Annotated in this window: 17 protein-coding genes; 8 read left to right on the forward strand and 9 right to left on the reverse strand. The window is 42.5% G+C overall.

Annotation, left to right across the window (positions count from 1 at the left end; genetic code table 11):
• Window positions 1-7: 7 nt before the first annotated feature.
• Complete coding sequence (locus E0E36_RS04735) at window positions 8-922, forward strand: pirin family protein (RefSeq protein ID WP_013664204.1); 915 nt, start codon at window positions 8-10, stop codon at window positions 920-922.
• 44 nt (window positions 923-966) lie between these two features.
• Here the strand turns inward: E0E36_RS04735 and E0E36_RS04740 are convergent, their stop codons facing one another.
• The 3 genes from E0E36_RS04740 to E0E36_RS04750 all read right to left on the reverse strand — a co-directional run bounded on the left by E0E36_RS04740 (window position 967) and on the right by E0E36_RS04750 (window position 3897).
• A complete protein-coding gene (locus E0E36_RS04740; protein ID WP_013664203.1) occupies window positions 967-2196 on the reverse strand; it encodes a DNA cytosine methyltransferase in 1230 nt (409 codons plus the stop codon).
• A gap of 151 nt (window positions 2197-2347) precedes the next feature.
• Window positions 2348-2887 carry an AAA family ATPase gene (locus E0E36_RS04745; RefSeq protein WP_479724659.1) on the reverse strand — a complete coding sequence of 180 codons (540 nt, stop codon included), beginning with the start codon at window positions 2885-2887 and terminating at the stop codon, window positions 2348-2350.
• A 218-nt stretch (window positions 2888-3105) separates the two neighbouring features.
• Window positions 3106-3897, reverse strand: a complete 792-nt coding sequence (locus tag E0E36_RS04750; protein ID WP_130854917.1) for an alpha/beta hydrolase — start codon at window positions 3895-3897, stop codon at window positions 3106-3108.
• Between the two features lie 102 nt (window positions 3898-3999).
• Here E0E36_RS04750 and E0E36_RS04755 point away from each other — a divergent pair, with 102 nt between their 5' ends.
• Together E0E36_RS04755 and E0E36_RS04760 are read left to right on the forward strand one after the other, a co-directional pair.
• The gene (locus tag E0E36_RS04755; RefSeq protein ID WP_013664200.1) at window positions 4000-4476 is read left to right on the forward strand and encodes a winged helix-turn-helix transcriptional regulator; all 477 of its coding nucleotides are present in this window, start codon (window positions 4000-4002) and stop codon (window positions 4474-4476) included.
• A gap of 183 nt (window positions 4477-4659) precedes the next feature.
• Window positions 4660-5127 (forward strand): low affinity iron permease family protein, encoded by a 468-nt coding sequence (locus tag E0E36_RS04760; RefSeq protein WP_130854918.1) that lies wholly within the window; start codon window positions 4660-4662, stop codon window positions 5125-5127.
• 71 nt (window positions 5128-5198) lie between these two features.
• Here E0E36_RS04760 and E0E36_RS04765 read toward each other — a convergent pair whose 3' ends face one another.
• On the reverse strand, window positions 5199-5426 hold the full coding sequence (locus E0E36_RS04765; RefSeq protein WP_013664198.1) for a hypothetical protein: 228 nt from the start codon (window positions 5424-5426) through the stop codon (window positions 5199-5201).
• 491 nt (window positions 5427-5917) lie between these two features.
• On the opposite strand from E0E36_RS04765, the gene E0E36_RS04770 reads away from it, so the two are divergent.
• From E0E36_RS04770 to E0E36_RS04780, 3 genes are all read left to right on the forward strand, one after another.
• A complete protein-coding gene (locus E0E36_RS04770; RefSeq protein WP_013664197.1) occupies window positions 5918-6271 on the forward strand; it encodes a hypothetical protein in 354 nt (117 codons plus the stop codon).
• A 97-nt stretch (window positions 6272-6368) separates the two neighbouring features.
• On the forward strand, window positions 6369-10727 hold the full coding sequence (locus E0E36_RS04775) for a CusA/CzcA family heavy metal efflux RND transporter (protein ID WP_130854919.1): 4359 nt from the start codon (window positions 6369-6371) through the stop codon (window positions 10725-10727).
• Between the two features lie 6 nt (window positions 10728-10733).
• On the forward strand, window positions 10734-11885 hold the full coding sequence (locus E0E36_RS04780; protein WP_130854920.1) for an efflux RND transporter periplasmic adaptor subunit: 1152 nt from the start codon (window positions 10734-10736) through the stop codon (window positions 11883-11885).
• A gap of 89 nt (window positions 11886-11974) precedes the next feature.
• Here E0E36_RS04780 and E0E36_RS04790 read toward each other — a convergent pair whose 3' ends face one another.
• The 4 genes from E0E36_RS04790 to E0E36_RS04805 all read right to left on the reverse strand — a co-directional run bounded on the left by E0E36_RS04790 (window position 11975) and on the right by E0E36_RS04805 (window position 14914).
• The gene (locus E0E36_RS04790; RefSeq protein WP_130854921.1) at window positions 11975-12577 is read right to left on the reverse strand and encodes a DoxX family membrane protein; all 603 of its coding nucleotides are present in this window, start codon (window positions 12575-12577) and stop codon (window positions 11975-11977) included.
• A 155-nt stretch (window positions 12578-12732) separates the two neighbouring features.
• A complete protein-coding gene (locus tag E0E36_RS04795) occupies window positions 12733-13233 on the reverse strand; it encodes a hypothetical protein (RefSeq protein ID WP_130854922.1) in 501 nt (166 codons plus the stop codon).
• Window positions 13234-13355: 122 nt separating this feature from the next.
• The gene (locus E0E36_RS04800) at window positions 13356-14240 is read right to left on the reverse strand and encodes a DUF4350 domain-containing protein (RefSeq protein WP_130854923.1); all 885 of its coding nucleotides are present in this window, start codon (window positions 14238-14240) and stop codon (window positions 13356-13358) included.
• The gene (locus tag E0E36_RS04805; RefSeq protein ID WP_130854924.1) at window positions 14237-14914 is read right to left on the reverse strand and encodes a hypothetical protein; all 678 of its coding nucleotides are present in this window, start codon (window positions 14912-14914) and stop codon (window positions 14237-14239) included. Before E0E36_RS04805 ends, E0E36_RS04800 begins: the two co-directional genes overlap by 4 nt.
• A gap of 805 nt (window positions 14915-15719) precedes the next feature.
• Between E0E36_RS04805 and E0E36_RS04810 the strand changes: the two genes are divergently transcribed.
• On the forward strand, window positions 15720-16613 hold the full coding sequence (locus tag E0E36_RS04810; protein ID WP_130854925.1) for a helix-turn-helix domain-containing protein: 894 nt from the start codon (window positions 15720-15722) through the stop codon (window positions 16611-16613).
• Between the two features lie 99 nt (window positions 16614-16712).
• Window positions 16713-17624 (forward strand): aromatic alcohol reductase, encoded by a 912-nt coding sequence (locus tag E0E36_RS04815; RefSeq protein WP_130854926.1) that lies wholly within the window; start codon window positions 16713-16715, stop codon window positions 17622-17624.
• Between the two features lie 158 nt (window positions 17625-17782).
• Here E0E36_RS04815 and E0E36_RS04820 read toward each other — a convergent pair whose 3' ends face one another.
• On the reverse strand, window positions 17783-18271 hold the full coding sequence (locus tag E0E36_RS04820) for a hypothetical protein (RefSeq protein WP_130854927.1): 489 nt from the start codon (window positions 18269-18271) through the stop codon (window positions 17783-17785).
• Window positions 18272-18417: the final 146 nt, after the last annotated feature.

Here is an 18417-nt window from a genome sequence, read left to right on the forward strand (position 1 = left end):
ATGTCATATGCTTGATATCATTATAGAATCCAGACAGGCCGAAATTGCTCCCGGTTTTGCCGTTAAACGTATTCTTCCCTATCAACTTCGCAGAATGGTTGGGCCGTTTATTTTTATGGATCATGGCGGACCGGTAAATATTCCGGCAGCGACGGTCAATAAACTGGATGTGTTGCCGCATCCGCATATTGGTTTATCTACGGTAAGTTATTTGTTCAGCGGCAATGTAACCCACCGAGATAGTCTTGGCGTAGAACAAGTGATAAAACCGGGCGAAGTAAATTGGATGACTGCCGGAAAAGGCATTGCCCATAGCGAACGTTTCGAAGATCCCGCAATGCTGAACGGAGGCGAACTGGAAATGATACAGACATGGGTAGCACTTCCCGAGAAGGATGAAGAAAGCAATCCTACCTTTGACAACTATAAGCCCGAACAATTGCCCGTATTTACTGATACAGGTATTTGGATGCGTTTGATTGCAGGCGATGCATACGGATTGAAAAGTAATGTCAAAACGCACTCACCCTTGTTCTATGTGCACGTTATACTGGATCAGGGCGTCCGTTTTGGCCTGCCTACCGGGCATAGCGAAAGAGGCGCTTACATTGTTAGGGGCAGTGTCGAAGTAAATGGAGTAATCTATACCGCCGGAAAACTCATGGTATTTACTAAGGGTGTTGATCCGGTGATTATTGCCAAAGAACATACTACGTTGATGATGCTTGGCGGTGAACACTTAGGTGATCGGTATATCTGGTGGAATTTTGTTTCCAGTAGAAAAGAAAGGATTGAACAGGCCAAAGAAGACTGGAAACAAGGGCGTATCGATTTGCCACCCATGGATAATGAAGAGTATGTGCCCCTACCTGAAAGTAAAGGTAAACCCGCAGGAGGCCCTCCACCCAATGCACTTTCCTAATTCTGATGATTATTAATAGTTGAAAGGAGGTTAAAATTCACATTTTATTGCAAATTTAATTGTTCCAGCAATTTCTCAGCTGTGGCCTGAATTGCGGGCACGGCAACTGAGTTTCCGAATTGCCTATAAGCCTGCACATCGGATACGCAGATTCTGTACGTGTCCGGAAAACCCTGCAAACGAGCCCACTCGCGAGGAGTCATTTTCCGGATTCCCTCTCGGTTCACTTCTCCTTTTATTTTTGTAACCGGTGTGAAATTCGTTAGTCTATTATCGATTATTAAATTTCGTTCCCTTCCCATGCCTCCACAAACAACCGCATTGGCAATGCCATCATTTGGTATGATTTCAAATCCGAAGCCATTACCCTTACTTTCATGCCTGGCTTTATGTTCTTTTAACGTCTTTAAGTATTGCGTTGACAAGTAATATTTCACGGAGACTTCCTCTTCTTCAAAAATATCCTCGATGGCTACCGGTTCATCCAAGGGTTCAGGATATTCAAAGCGATCTATCCCCAAATCTTTGCGGTAACCCACAATAAAAATGCGTTCCCTGTTCTGTGGCACTCCGAAATTTTTGGCATTGACGATCTCCGGATCCGGAACAAAATAGTTTAGGTCATTCCGCAACACGTTCAATATCGTGGTTAAAGTGCGCCCCTTATCGTGATTTCTAAGTCCTTTTACATTTTCCAAAAAGAAGGCCTTCGGTTGATGTCGCTTGATAATCTCCGCAACATCAAAAAAAAGCGTTCCACGCGTATCTTCAAAACCACCCCTTTTTCCGGCAATGGAGAAAGCCTGGCAAGGAAATCCTGCACATAAAACATCAAATTGCTTTGGGATAAAGGCTTTTGTTGATTCTTTGGTGATATCTCCAAAAGGCACTTCCGCAAAGTTAGCTTCATAGGTTCTTTTGGCACTCTCGTTCCACTCGCTGGTGAACACGCATTTTCCTCCAAGATTCTGACAAGCCAATCGAAATCCTCCAATCCCCGCAAAAAGATCTATAAATGTGAATTTTGGTCTGTCAGGAGAGGGGAAAGGAATATCCCACTTGATCGACTTAAGGTGCTGCATGGATATATCTCCGAATTCGGGGACATTCCGTTGAAGTTCTTCGTAAAAACTGTGCGCATATTGCTCATATGTCGCGCTCGATTCTAGATCCTGATTTTGCAAATAGTGGGTTAGGGTGGCAACATTGTCCGCGGAGCCATTTAATCTGTTAACACGCAAATGTTTCCTTATATCAGAATAGCGTAGTTTCATAAAATTTACGTGAGCACAAGTTTACAAATTTCTTTGTTGAAAGACCTCTCCTTGTGGAAAAGATATGTAAGAGAATGTATCGTGCGGCAATGATTCCAAATGTAACAAACTATCGATAAGCGTATTTGAAACGCTGTTCGTACATGGACGGTTACATCAAGTGGATAAGTAAAGAAGATTTTTCTTCAATCTCAGCTTTTATTCTCGCAACACTTTGTTCGATGGATAGATCTGTTGTATCAATGACATTTGATTCATAGTGCTCTAAGTTGTTAAATTGCTCCCACATCTTTTCCACCAACTCCGTGTTCGTTTCCTCGTCTAATTTGGAACGACTGATTGCCCGTTTCATCGTTTCTTCTTTTGTCGCTCTTAGAATAATGTAATGTACTTCATAATTATCCTGTACCGCTTGTAACCACGGGCCTAAGAACCACGGGCCAACAATCCCATCAATAACTACATCAAATCCACCACGTGCAAAACGTTTTGCAGCTTCCAAAAAGGCTTCAATAACAATTAAGTTCTGTTCCTGTGATTCCGGTAGAAATGGCGGTATTGCCCCCTTGCAGATATAGTGATAGAAGTCATCGGTGTGCAGGTGTACCGACTTTGATAAAGTAGATTCCTTAGCCACTATGGATGCCGTTGTACTTTTACCTGTCCCCGGCGAACCGGTAATTATGATCATTCTACCTTGTTTCATCGCTATTCTCCCGAATTAAAATGTAAGCTTCTTTCTGCGATCAAATATATTGATATCTTGATGACTTTACTTATTTACAAGCTCCCTTCTCCGGCTAAAAATCTTTCATCAAACCTTATACAACGTCAAGCTTTCACTGTTGCCTTTCAGTCAACTGGCCGTCCTTTGGATTGGTACCCCTACACCCTTGTCGTCAACGTTAGCTAATTGATCAATCCCTCAAAAACGTCGGCCAATTCGTTTGGAGCGGTAATCATCGCGTCATGGCCGGTGCGAAGTTCAATATGTTGCCAACTCAGGTTTTTGTCTGCCTGAACCTTATCGCTCATTTCTTTCATTATAGGCAGTTGTGGGCGGGTACATGCGATATAGACTAGCGGTAGGCCATTCCCATATTTATGCTTTAGTTTCAGTGGTTGAGCAAACGTATTAAAAGGTTGAGGCGTCAATCTTTTCTTAACCGAAGTAGCCACAACAGCATCGGTAACACCAAATAATGCCACATCAAAAGGTTCGAAGTTCTCCTTCCTCTTGATGTTTTTTAATTGCAGTTGCTGCACACCATCGGGCTGTAGAGAAATAGCGCTTTGTCCATTTTCAACAATCATCGCATCAAGAAAAATCAATTTCGATAATCGTTCCGGAATACGGTCGGCAACGCCCGCAATAACAGCACCGGCATAACTATGTCCAACCAGGTAAACATCGTGCAAATCTTCCATTTCTATCAGATGGACAATATCGTCAATATGCGTATCCAGGTTTACCTTTTCGCTAACCAAATGTTTACGTTCACCAAGTCCGGTAAGTGTTGGTGTAAAAACTTTGTAGCCCTTGTCGATAAGGTTTTGCTTTACGTCCGACCAACACCATCCGCCATGCCAAGCGCCGTGAACGAGTACAAATACCGGGTTATTTTTGGGAGCTTTTGCCGTCGCAAAGATATGGACGCTTACCAATAATAGTAGTAATACTACGCTTTTAAACTGTTTCATTCTAAAATATTTTGTTTCTTAACTGCCTTATGAAACCTCCTTTTTTTTTACCTTTTGTGTTAGCGGTACTATCGCGGAGGTTTCATTTTTTAATAAATTTGTATGATTAAACGAAGACTACAAAAGTATGGTGAGGTGTTAGGCAACACAATAACTCATCCCAAAGTGAGTAAAGATTATCAAGATTACACTATGGCAACCCCCCGGAAAGAACTATCGACCAATAGCGAAAATCGGCAGACATTAGCAGAAGCCTGCGACGTAAATGACGTATTGGCCAGTATTTCACTGCGATGGAAAATGCAATTATTATATTGTATCAATGAAGGTATCGCTCAGTTCACCGCGTTGAAAAAAAACTTCCCCACGCTTTCCGATCAGATCTTAGGCAAAAGGCTTAAAGAATTAAAAGAAGAATCACTCATCACTGCTAGCGATATTCCGGATACCACACCGCCCCAGATTCGCTACACAACGACTGAAAAGGGGAGAGAACTCTTAGCCATCATTTTGGATTTACATCATTGGGGATTGAAATGGAAAACCGTGGGCAATAATTATTGTACAGCTAATAGCTAACAATTTGTCGTTGCCAACACAAAGATAACTTCGAGAAAATCAATAAACTGCGTGGCATTAGGTTTATGAAATAAAAAAAGCTTCAACTAAACGATGCATTTGATTGTTCCAGTAGAAAACAACTAGATATAGTAGATGTCAAGAACATCCAGAATGCAAGGGATAGGAACAACATAGAAGAATATGAGTAAGTTTAGTGAAAAGTTTGAAGCGGCGGCAAATAAAATTACCCAGTGGACGGGATCTTCCTGGGCATTCGGGATCGCTTTAGGATTTATTGTTGGGTGGGCTGCGTCGGGTCCTGTTTTTGGATTTTCAGATACCTGGCAGCTTGTCATAAACACCAGCACCACCATCATTACTTTTTTAATGGTTTTTCTTATACAGAAAACCCAGAATAAAGATTCAAAAGCTACTCAATTAAAACTGAACGAGCTGGTAGCGGCTAGTCGCAAAGCAAGTAACCGACTTGTAGATATTGAGGATCTGAGCAAGGAAGAACTTGATACATTGCATAAGTATTACCAGATCATTTCCGATAGAGCCGAAAATGAAAAAGATATCCATAAGTCCCATTCAATCGAATCTGCGCAACGGCTGCACCAGTATAAGATGACAAAAAAAAATACAGAACCCGAAAACGGTGAATAAAAAATTGCAACAGATATCGCTGCTTTATTTTCCACTCCGGCTTTACCCGTAATGTGATTGAACCTGACCGTTTAGCCTATACGATCTTCAATTAGCTTTCCAATGGTATCTTGATTCAGCATAGTTTCTGTAGTCGTCGCGCCTTCTGAAGTTTTCATGAACCAATTACCGTCAGTATCTTTGTTTATTACATATGACCTATCGCCAATGTCTTCCGTTAAGATGAACGTATTCTCTTCGCCGGACGGCTTAACATTAAAGTCGCCTAAACCCGGTATTGTTAAAGTGAATGTTTTCATAATCGATGTTTTCTGAATAAACAATTCAGATAACCGCTTGTGTGGTAAAGGGCAATAAAATGTATGGAATAAATATAGGCTATAAGGCAACTGAAATTTCATTTCATTCGTGTTGGATGTAAAGTTGCGGTGGTGAGAAACTCAAGGTGGTCAAACTGGTAGTCAAATTAATGTATTAGCCGATAGACAAAGAGAAGCTAGCTTAATAAAGTTAAAAAGATCAAAATTACTATTTCTAAAAATTCTAGAAGGCATATAGCAGTTGCTGTTTAAAAGATGAACCCGAATTTGTAGGCTAAGTATGGCTAATATCCATAAAATTCGTTACACTAACAATTTCGATCCGAAAGCCGTTGAAAAGTTTGCAATCAATTAATAACCATTAAATAGATGACAATAATAAAAAAATTACCTTTTTAATTTCAGATAGGGTTGCTTAGTTTACTACTTAGCTTTACTTTTGCTGCGTGAAAAGGTTTTTTCTCTATATAATGCTTATACTATTGATAAGCGAGGCAACCTCGCTCTATCAACTGGCAAAGCTGCCAAGTTTATACAGGCATTTTATAGAACATAAAACGCTTTCACCAACGGTTAGTTTTACCGAGTACCTTTCAATGCACTATTGGGGGCAAGACCTTAACGACGATGATGACGAAAAGGATATGCAACTGCCGTTTAAAAAGTTCGATATCCATACTCCTGTTTTCCTTTTCGTAGCATTCGATAAATCATTTGCTATCAAGCCCGAATACTGGCCGATTAATCTCGACTTTGCACGGGATCGGCTTGTTGTATACTTCAGCCCCGAACAGAACTCGCTCTTTCGCCCGCCTAGAGTGTAAATACATTTAATCATGACATGCAGGGAATGTTCCCTGTAAAAGCGCTGTCCGCCGTAAGGGGGCCGGTATGTGTTTTCATGTATTTACTTCAAATTCCATGTTAAATAAAATCATTCAGTTTTCAGTTAAAAATAAACTGGCAATTGGTATATTCATGTTGCTGTGGGTAGTTTATGGCGGCTACCAGATCACCCAACTACCCATCGATGCCGTTCCGGATATAACCAACAACCAGGTCCAGATTATTACCACAGCCCCGTCCCTTGGTGCAGAGGACGTAGAACGATTAATTACATTTCCGATAGAACTAGCAATCAGTAACGTTCCGGGCATACAGGAGAGCAGGAGTATGTCCCGATTCGGACTTTCCCTTATCACGATTGTGTTTGACGAAGGTACCGATGTTTACTGGGCGCGCCAGCAGGTTACTGAAAGGCTTTCGCAGGTAGAAATCAACGAAAATGCCAATGTTCCGTCCCTTGCGCCGGTAACTACCGGTTTGGGCGAAATATATCAGTATGTGTTAAAACCCAAAAAAGGGTATGAAGATAAATTCACCTTGGCTGACCTCCGCTCTACACAGGATTGGCTCGTAAGAAGGCAGCTATTGGGTACACCCGGCGTAGCTGATGTCTCTACCTTCGGAGGTGAACTTAAGCAATATGAAGTTTCGGTAAACCCGGCAAGGCTCAAGGCACTCAACCTAACTATAAGCGATATCTTTACCGCTCTGAGCAGAAACAACCAAAATACCGGGGGTGCCTATATTGAAAAGGGCCCCTCCGTTCTATATATTCGGAGCATTGGCCTTACCAAATCAATTGAAGACATCAATAAAATCGTAGTAAAGAGTAATGGCGGGCAGCCCATACTCATCAGCCATGTAGCCGAAGTCCGTTTGGGTTCAGCTATACGTTATGGAGCATTAACCATGGCTGGTTTAGGGGAAGTAACCGGCGGCATTGTGATGATGCTCAAAGGCGGAAACTCTTCCGAAATTATCAACAACGTTAAGCAACGGATCGCTGAGATACAGAAAACCCTTCCTGAGGGATTAGCGATCGAACCTTTCCTTGACCGCACCAAGATGGTTAACAACGCTATCGGCACCGTAGAGCACAACTTGCTTGAGGGTGCATTGATCGTCGTGCTCGTGCTGGTACTCTTTTTAGGGAATCTACGGGCGGGATTAATTGTAGCTTCTGTTATTCCCTTATCCATGCTCTTTGCCATAACCATGATGAATACCTTCGGTGTAAGTGGCAATTTGATGAGCTTGGGGGCCTTGGATTTTGGACTCATTGTAGACGGTGCCGTCATTATCGTTGAGGCAATTCTGCACCATCTTCATTTTTCTAAAAAATATAACGATGTCACTAGTATTTCGCAGGAGGAGATGAACCGCGAAGTAACCAAGTCCGCATCACGCATGATGAATGCGGCCGTCTTCGGTCAGATCATTATCCTGATTGTATATTTACCAATTCTTTCCCTTACGGGGATAGAGGGAAAAATGTTCAAGCCAATGGCTCAGACCGTGGCATTTGCCATTCTGGGAGCCTTTATCCTTTCGCTCACCTACGTGCCGATGGTAAGTTCGCTGTTCATCAGTAAAAAGATAACACATAAGCCGAATCTGTCCGACCGTATCATGACACGGATAGAAAATGGGTACCGGCAAATGTTGGAGAAGGCTTTATCGATCCGTCGGTCGCTGGTCATGTTCGCGTTTATATTGTTCGGTGTGTCTGTGTTTATGTTCATGCGCATGGGCGGCGAGTTTATACCCCAACTTGAAGAGGGCGATTTTGCCGTCGAAACCAGGTTATTGGTGGGCACCAACCTCAGTACCACCATTAATGCCATTGACCGTATCGCCGAAACGTTGCAAGCGCAATATCCCGAAGTTGAGAAAGTGGTGTCGAGAATCGGCAGCGCCGAAATCCCGACCGATCCTATGCCTATTGAGGGGGGAGACATGATTGTTGTGCTGAAGCCGAAATCAGAATGGACCAGCGCGGAAACTTTTCCGGAGCTTGCCAGTAAAATGGCTGCGACTGCACAGGAAGTTATGCCTGGTGTAACCACCGGCTTCCAGTATCCCGTTCAGATGCGGTTCAATGAGCTCATGACCGGCGCAAAACAAGACGTTGTTTGTAAAATCTTCGGTGAGGACCTCGAGAAACTAGCGACCTATGCCGATCAGCTGGGCGCCATTGCAAGAACGGTGGATGGAACAGCCGATCTTTATGTTGAAAAAGTGACCGGTATGCCTCAGATCGTCATTGATTTCAACCGTAGTGAGATCGCTAAATACGGCATGGATATCGAAAGCCTAAACCGTACCATCAACGCAGCCTTTGCCGGTGCCGAGGCTGGAAAGGTTTACGAAGGTGAAAAAAGCTTTGATCTGGTGGTAAGAGTTAGCAGCGAGGGGAGAAAAAGCATAGAAGATGTCCGTAACCTGCCCGTATCTACCCCTATGGGGGTTCAGGTACCGCTCTATCAGGTGGCCGACATACAGGAGATCGAAGGGCCAAATCAGATACAACGCGAAAATGCGCGCAGGCGGATTATTGTGGGCTTCAATGTACGGGGACGTGACGTACAAACCATTGTTGAAGAACTCCAGCAGAAGATTGACGCTAAAATGAAGTTAGATGCAGGTTATAGTATAACCTACGGGGGGGCTTTTGAAAATTTGCAACAGGCTAAGAGCAGGTTGAGCATCGCTGTCCCGGTTGCGCTTTTACTCATTTTTGTAATGCTATATTTTGCGTTTTCGTCCTTTAAAGAGGGCGCACTGATCTATACTGCCATACCATTGTCAGCCATCGGCGGAGTATTTGCCCTAACCTTAAGAGGCATGCCCTTCAGCATTTCTGCCGGTGTCGGATTTATTGCCCTCTTCGGCGTAGCGGTGCTGAATGGGATCGTGCTGATTTCCGAATTTAACCGAATAAAAAAAGAAGGCGTAATAAGCGATCCGAAGCAGCTCGTGATGACCGGAACCCGTAACAGGTTACGTCCGGTACTGATGACAGCGGCGGTAGCTTCGCTCGGTTTCCTACCCATGGCACTCAGCAATGGCGCCGGGGCGGAAGTACAGCGGCCTTTGGCCACGGTGGTGATCGGAGGGCTTATAACAGCCACCCTGTTAACATTATTTGTCCTGCCTTCACTGTATCTGCTCTTTAACAGAACCGCTAAGCTCAACATGAATAAAAGTTTAAGTGCGATCATTGTATTTATGTTCCTTGCTTATCCGGCTACCGCACAGGAGCAGCCGGTAAAAATAAGCCTTGACAGCGCGTTGAAGATGGCAATACGGAATAATAGGCAATTGCAGAGTACACGCATGGAACAACAAGCAGTTGAAGAACTGCAGCACAGCGGGTTCGATCTGCCTAAGACGCAATTGTCCGGCGATTACGGGAAATTTAACAGCATACACAATGACAATAGGATCGGCGTGAGCCAATCTTTCAACTTTCCCACCGTATATACTAATCAGAAAAAGATGCTGCAGGCAAACTTCGAAGCCTCACGTGCACAGACTAGGTTGAGCGAGCAGGAGCTTAAAGCCAGTGTCAGGTTTGCATTTTTCGATTACGCTGTAATGAATAAGCGGAAACAGCTGCTGCTCTATGCAGATAGTATCTACCGATTATTCGAGGCCAAATCACTGAAGCGTTTTGAGAGCGGCGAGGCCAATATCCTGGAAAAAACGGCAGCGCAATCCCACAGGCAGCAAATTACCAATCAGCTGAATATGCTTGAAAAAGACCTTGCTATTGTGAACAAACAGTTTAATCTGTATTTACAGGATAGTATGATGTACGTTCCCGATCTCGCGCAGTCGAAAGTTGCTCAATCATTAATAGATGATTCCGTTGTGACCGATGAGCTTCCGGCGGCCGCGCTGGCCAGACATGCGGAAGAAGCTGCCCGCAGCCGGTGGCGGGTAGAGCGTGCCCGCCTTCTTCCCGATCTCACAATAGGTTACAACAACCAGAGTCTGCAAGGAGTTCAGAATGTGAACGGGCAGGATGTTCTTTTCAGCGGTAGGGATCGCTTCAATTATTTCAGCGCGGGAGTAAGCATTCCATTGTTCTTCAAAGCGCAATCGTCTAAAGTAGCGGCAGCGAAGCTGCAATGGCAGAGTCAAATAAAAAAAGCCGATCAAGTTCAATTGCAATTACATGCTGAAATTATGAACGCCCGCGCTCAGGTGCAGAAATTTGAGGAGAGTCTCGCATATTACGAAAATCAAGGACTTAGCAATGCAGATTTGATCATTGCTACGGCAGACCAACAGTTTCAGGGTGGAGAAATCGATTACCTACAGTGGGTTATCTTGGTAGATCAGGCTATCACCATCAGAAACGAATACATCAATATGCTCGGCAGTTATAACCAGGCCGTTATCCAATTACAAAAATTAAACGATCAATAATTTAAAATGAAAGCATTTATATACAGTTGCATCTGCCTTTGGTTTCTGGCGGCATGCAGCAATCAAAATAAGCAAGAGACGGAATCGACTAGCCAAAAAGACAGTACGATCAGTCCTATTACTGAAACTGTACGACTCACTTCGCAGCAGCTAAAAAGCGTCGGCATCGAAGTCGGCAACCCTGAGTCGGGCAGCGTAAGTGGCAAGCTTACACTGCAAGGAGCAGTAGAGGTGCCGCCCCAGAATATTATTAGCCTGAGCTTTCCTATGGGAGGGTATCTGAAATCCACAGCGATGTTACCCGGAACACATGTGAGCAAGGGACAAGTGTTGGCCATCATGGAAGATATGCAGTTTATTCAATTACAGCAAGATTACCTAACGGCGAAGACCGACTTTGAGTTGGCAGAAAAGGAGTTTATTCGTCAACGTGAACTTAATAGCAGTAAAGCAAGCAGCGATAAAGTCTTCCAGCAGGCAAATGCCCAAATGGAACGCCAAAGAATTTTAATGAATGCGTTGGGTGAAAAACTAAAGCTGATCGGTATCAATATCAATAACCTGAACGCATCCAATATATCTAAAAGTGTAGCGGTATTATCGCCCATCAATGGTTTTGTGTCCAAAGTAAACGTAACGGTCGGCAAATATACTGCTCCAACCGATGTACTATTTGAGCTGGTAGATCCGCGTGATATCCATTTGGTATTAAACGTATTTGAGAAAGATTTGGCGAGCGTGGCTGTTGGCGAGCAAGTAGCCGCCTATTCCAATAGTGAACCGGATCGAAGATTTGATGCCGAAGTCATCCTGATCAATAAAACACTTGATGCCAATCGCATGGCAGAGGTACACTGCCATTTCAAAAAATATGACACCTCGCTTGTGCCCGGCATGTTCATGAATGCCGAAGTTTCAATCAAGGATATGCCGGCACTTACCGTACCGGAGGATGCGGTTGTCAGGTGGGAGAACAAACATTATGTATTTGTGGCCCAAAACACCGGAGAATTCCGGATGGTGGAGGTAAAGCCAGGAATGCTGAATGATAAACACCGGCAAATAGAGAGTAATGAGATTACGTCGGCATCTAAGGTAGTGCTCAAAAACGCATATACATTACTTATGAAAATCAAGAATACAGAAGAAGAAGGTTGATATCCAGAGGTATTCCTGCGTGAGCAAGCAAATAATTTTCGGCAATTGACCAATATGAGGCCTACCCAATTTAAAGCGCAACGTATATTTCAAAAGAGTGCTTTAATACCATTCCAAAAAGATTGAGGATGAGTTACAGCAAAGTATATTATTTTCAATACTCCTGGCGCAAGTTCCAAGGCTGGAATAAATAAAATAACAAGTAAATAAGAAATCGCTTTTTGATTCTCAGAACGCATGGGTTTTATGTTTGATACAGTTTTCCAGACCGGCGTTAGTTGATTTTTATAATAAAACAATAAAAGGCCGATATAACACAAATAGCCAGTTAATCGGAAGGCAAATGCAAGTTTGAGACCGTAAGGCATAATCGTCAGATCAATAATCAAAATGTTCAGAACAATAGGGGCGAGCATCAGTGCCCCTATGATCATCGTTCTGTTATACAATAACATCAGAGAGGCTATAATTTGAGAGACGCCTATAAATATTTTGAAAGGCTGATGATCAAACAAGTACCAGGCAATTTTAAACAGGCTCAGATCCTTGATAGGTGTAGCCAGTTCTTTTTCGGTCAAATTACCGAACTGTCCGCCAGACAATTTTCCCGTTCCGTATGAAATAAAAATAAGCGCTAGTAAAATACGGATTGATAAGATAATGAGATCCGATATTCGTCTTTTTTGAATCATAAGTATTAGGGTTATAAGTCATTTTGGAGTATTTCCTTAAAGATGCAATTTTTAGTCAAATTTCATAATTGGAGTACTAAATTTCTTGTTTTATGATGTTCGAGGCCTACTCCTTTTATTTAAATAAATTTAAGGATTAACACTTCAAAAATTCACTATTCAGCTTTCCAAAAGATGTCCTGCCATTTTTGGATAGACATCTTTTTAAGTTCATCATCCGGAAATTCAGCTTCTATCATAGCGAACCAATCGTTGCTTTCTTGCATCAGCATCAGTATTGTGGTATTCATGCTCGAGAACTGATAAAGCCGACGATTTTTACCTCCCTGTTCTTCCTGTTTGATGAGCATTAACTTGCTGTCCGGATTATAATTCTTAAGGTTTTTCTCAATACCGTCAGCTACGCCATTCATGTTCATTAATTTACTGCTCGTTTGGGTAATGATGATTTCGAAGGGTTTGGAGTTGTCTTTGGTGTCTACGGCATCGTAATAAGTTATTAAAAAGCCTTCCTCATCTTCTTTCCTGATATGGAACTGATAGACGTCTGAAAGGGTGGTGTCTAACTGAAGAGATTGAGCATAAGCAGTAGAAAAATTGATAGACATTAGCGAAAGCAAGATGATAAATTTATAAAAGGACATTTCAGTTCCCATAGTTGTTTTTAATAATCTCCATTACTATTCTCCCTGGACTTTGAAGAATGATGGCGCTTGAAGTACAAAAATAGTTTCATCAGCACAAAGATCATATACCAGATTTCAGGGATATCGCCTCTTTATCGTGCATCCAGCCAATGAAGAATGTTCAAAAGAAACTGGGCGTTCTGCCTTGCATCGGGATGATTCATACCTCGTTTTTCACTTTTGATCCCCCTTAAGAGCGCGTAAAACGGACCCGCATCAGCAATCAGACATACCCGTCCACGCCCACATTGTAGAATAGCACTGTTTACTAAACCTTTACCTGATATTTTGGACCCATCAGACGCAAGCGATACTTCGTAGTCTTCGCCCAACGACGAAACAATAATGGCGTCCGGTGGCGGAACAAATCCCGTTCCTACCCAAAAGCGGATGCTGTCTATTGCAAAACCGGCTGCATCGGTGACCGGATTGCCCGTGAGATTGCCTCTGTTACGAGAGAAGATTTCAGGCTGGCCATCCTTACGCTGTGCAAAACCATTGATGAGGGCAAAGCCAAAGCGGGCAGCCAGCTTACCGGCGGACCCGGCAGCAGGCATCTGGTCGGTGATAAGGAAAAGCGAGCCGCCGCGCTGCACCCAATCGTACAAAGTTTCCACTTCTTCGTCGGCATAGGCACTTGCTACCTGGGCACCCCAATTGTCCAGGTCGTGCAATGCATTGGCGGTCACAAACACGCGGACACCCGTTAAGGTTTCTGCAGTAATGGTTTGGCTGCTGGCTTCCAATCGGTAACCATCCGCTTCCAATACCTGGGCAAATGCAGCATACTGTCCCTTTAACGTGAAGGGGTTGTTGTGCCCCTCATCATAGAGAACAAGGGGGCCCTTCCCGTTTTTATATCGGGGGCGTTCCGTTTCAAACCGAAAAACCGGATCAGCAACACTTTGGGCAGATAGGTAGGTGAATGGCATGAGCAGCCAGATCAGGAGAATTGATTTGAATATCCGATTATTCATTGTTCTATCCTTTCCCAACGATCTGATTCAAAACAGATAAGTTCTTTGACGGTACCATTCGAGACAATGAATGTCAGCGGAAAGGACAATTCCGCATTAAGGAAATCCGTAGGGGTGAAAGCTTCAAACACGATGGTTTTGTTATCCCATAGTTGCTCTATCGCAAGTTTATTGCCCTGCTTTGTTACGTTGATTTCCATATTGCTGTCTCGTTGGAGTCGATATTGCCCCAAAAGCGGTGTAAGTTGGTCTGCGGTAAGCGAAACATATTGCGTAGGATTGAAGGAAACTTTTTCCAGCGTTAGCCGGTCAAGGATCTTGGCCTTATCAATTTTTCCATCAGTGCCTGCGATAAATGCAATCTGGTAGGCTTCATCACGCGACTGGAAGGTGAGCGATCCGGTGCGCTGTAGCGGATAAATCCGTCCATCCCATGTCTGCTGGGCTACGAATTGGCCGTCCTGATCAAAAAACCGAATGTACGCAGCTCGGTTTGGAAAGCGGAAATACCCCGATACGTCATCCAAGGATACGCTATCGCTTTGAAGCGGTCTCATTTCATGGAATACACTTCCTTTTTGCGGATTCACGGTGTAGCTGCTAAGCATAACTAGTCCCGCGGCTACAAGTGTGCAGGCCTTTAGCGATCGATACTTTACTGTTTTTACATTCATATCATTTTTTTGTTTTAATGATGCAATAATCAGTATAAGATTGGTAAAGGTCGTTCGGCTGGATACAGATGAACAAATTCACGGTGATAACTAGCATAAGTTTGCCTCTAAAACAGACTGCGGCTTGCCGTATTGTAAGCTTCTGCCTAGTTGACATGTTTCAATATATCTGATTCATCACTACCTCTTTAGGGATGATTAAGCTTTCATTTGATGGTTTGGTCTTGGATGTAGGTTTTCTGTTATCTTATTGCATGTTGATCATTTTAAGATTTTGAATTGCAGAAGGAATAATTTAGTTTAGCTTGAAAAAAAACACATTTACTATTTTTTCTATTTGGTTTACCGTTAGGCGTTTTGGCCCAAGTTGACACAATTAGATTACATAATGGAAAAACTATTGAAGGTAAGGCCTTGAAAAATTCAGACGACCAGATTACATTCACGTATGAAAATGAGACAGCTGATTAAGTTATCGAAAAATACGCCGTTGTAAGTATCACATATGGTCAGAGTGGTAGGAATGAGGATATTAGCAGTGCTATTCAAGTGAATGGCAAAGGAGACCGGGAAAAGGATACTAATTATACAGGCCTTGGTGGTAAAGGTTTTGGAAATATTCAGGCCGTTAAGAAAGGCGTTTCATAGAGCTATCAATAAGGCCTTATTCCAATTTTTCTTTAAGCCATTTGTCTATATTATTAGGAACATTGGCTCTCATAGCTATTTCGTTACAGTTATCACCGGAGAAGTACGAAGCAATTGAGTTATTGTGCACCTACCGGTTATTTCTTATATTTAAACGATGCATAGAGAGATTGAAATTTTTTATGATCAATATGTTCATAGATCTTATCCCGATGAGCAATTCTTTTTAGGGCATTTCGATGTTCTTCATTGGGAAGATCTTAAAAAAGATTTATCTGCCTGCGAACGATTGCAGCGCAAGCCGTTTTATAAGATTGCCCTGCTCAATGGTACGGCCAAATACCATTCTAATAATGTAGAAGTTCCTATCTCTGGTTATACAATCGTTTTTACGGAGCCTATGACACGATCTAGCTTTTCGACCGATGATGAAAACTTCGTTGGTGACTATTGTGTGTGCAGCGGAAGCTTTCTCAGGGGAACAGCCAAGCTGAACCTCTCTAATTGGCCTGTCTTTAAAGATCGAGAGATTTACACCCAACCATTAAGCAAAGAGCAATACCTGTTTTTGTCCCAAATAATGTTGGAGATAGAACAGGAGAAAGATTCAGATTATTTCTTTAAAGAACAACTGATCCGCAACCGTGTGTTTGATATCATCCATTACATACAGAAATCAATTAAAAGCAATAATTTTCCTTCTCTTTATATGGAGGATACGCTTGACGAACGCTTCCTCAAACTGGTCGAAAACACCTTTTTAGACATCAGCCTGCAAAAGCCATTAATGGGTAAGACACCAGCCTATTTTGCTGGTTTGCTCAACACAACTGTCGATCACCTGAATCAAACGCTTAAAAAGATAACGGGGAAAACAACTCGTGACATCCTTCATGAACGTATTATTGAAGAAGCCAATATACTTTTAAAGCATACAAACTACTCTGTAAAAGAGATTGCTTGGTGTTTAAATTTTCAGGAAACACCCCATTTTGTGAACTTTTATAAGAAACTTACCAAAACGACTCCACTTGTTTATCGAACGACCTAGGATTTTTGCAGTTATTAACAGTTTTCTTGCACCTTAATACCTTTTTTATCGGGATAACTTTGCGTCAGAAATAATTCTCAATACGTAAATAGATCAAAGATGAAAAATTCATTCTTAGTAATCGGAACGGGCGAAGTTGGCCTATCCATGTTGCAGGCCTTACATGATTATCAAGATGTATACCAACTGGATCTGACCGTTGCCGCATTGGTACGGCCCTCTGGAGCGGTCATTCAAGATTTCAAACAACATACACAATTCCGAAATGTAAAATTGGAGGCCGTAGACCTCCTTACGAGTGAGGTGACGGAATTGGCAGAGGTTTTTGGTCGTTATGATACCATAATCTGCTGCAGTGGTTTTTCAATCGGAAAAGGTATGCAGATAAAAATTACCGAAGCTGTGCTACAAGCCGGTGTCAGGCGTTACGTGCCCTGGCAATTTGGAGCGGATTATGATCAGATCGGGAGAGGAAGCGCACAGCCGGTTTTTGACGAGCAGCTTGACGTCAGGGACCTTCTGCGAGCCCAAGACCGAACACAATGGGTAATTGTATCTACCGGCATGATCACTAGTTTCTTGTTTCGCGAAGATTTCGGGGTCATCAGCCTTGAAAACAAGGTCGTCCACGCACTGGGAGATTGGAACCATTCATTGACCCTAACCTGTTGCGAGGATATTGGAAAACTAACCATTGAGGTACTATTTCATCAACCGGAAATTGTAAATGAAGTTGTATTTGTTTCGGGTGAAACGGCAACCTTTACACAAATTGCCGAAGAGGTAGAAGCCGTCTTCAATACCACTTTTGAGCGTATTCTTTGGAGCAAGGCGCACCTGTCCTCAGCTTTAGAACAAAGACCAGATGATATTTTTAATAAATATCGTATGGTATTCACGCATCCTGGAGTAACCTGGCCGATGGAAAAGACATTTAATTATCAATGGAGGATACCCACAATTGGTATCCGAGAATGGGTGAAGACAAATATACTTACTTTGCAAAGTTAACTCAAACTTGTATGAGTCGATCAAGCGAAGACCGAATGAAATTCCCCTTCGCTTGATGTTTCTCAATTTTCGGTCGACAAGAATAGACTATAAATTCATCTAATCGTGCTACTAAATAAAGCACTTGTTTTAAAGTTTTGTCAATAAAAAATTCAGGCTTACACCACTTTATTTATGCTCTTTTGCTTCCTGAATTGCAAAACAGAACCGATCACAAACAGCACAAAAAGGATGAGCAGAGTTTTTCCGATTAATGGGTCTTGCGGTCCATTGGCCAACGGATGACCTATCGGGATACGGTTAAAAGTTTCATTAACCGTTGGAATCAGGGACAGGAAAAAGCTGAACGTAAGAAAAAAATTCTCAATAAAACGCGATCGATTGTTTCCCGATCTTTTTGCGTAAAGATAGTACGCCACCGAAATCAATATAACAATTAACAGTGCAAGAATATGCCCCGGATTGACGCCTTTAACACTGGATAGTCCTAAAGCTGTTAACGATGTAACTAAGGTGAAATAAAAATAGATCTTGCCACTCAATTGGCTGAGATCTATCTTACCTCTTCTTATTAAAGATACAATGGCGGCAATAATAGCTGCTACACCTATAACCGTATGAAAAATACCTAAATGTGATAGTCCCATGAGTTTAATTTTAAAATTTAACAATTATTAATAGTGCAAAATTACACGGTCCGAAACCGGATGAATTTGTAGATTAGGCCAATTATTTGACAATTTGGTTCAAAAATCGAGGTAAGCTTTTAGGCTGGAATGGGGTGTTACAGCCG

The organism is Olivibacter jilunii (genome assembly GCF_900607235.1).
GTDB lineage: Bacteria > Bacteroidota > Bacteroidia > Sphingobacteriales > Sphingobacteriaceae > Olivibacter > Olivibacter oleidegradans.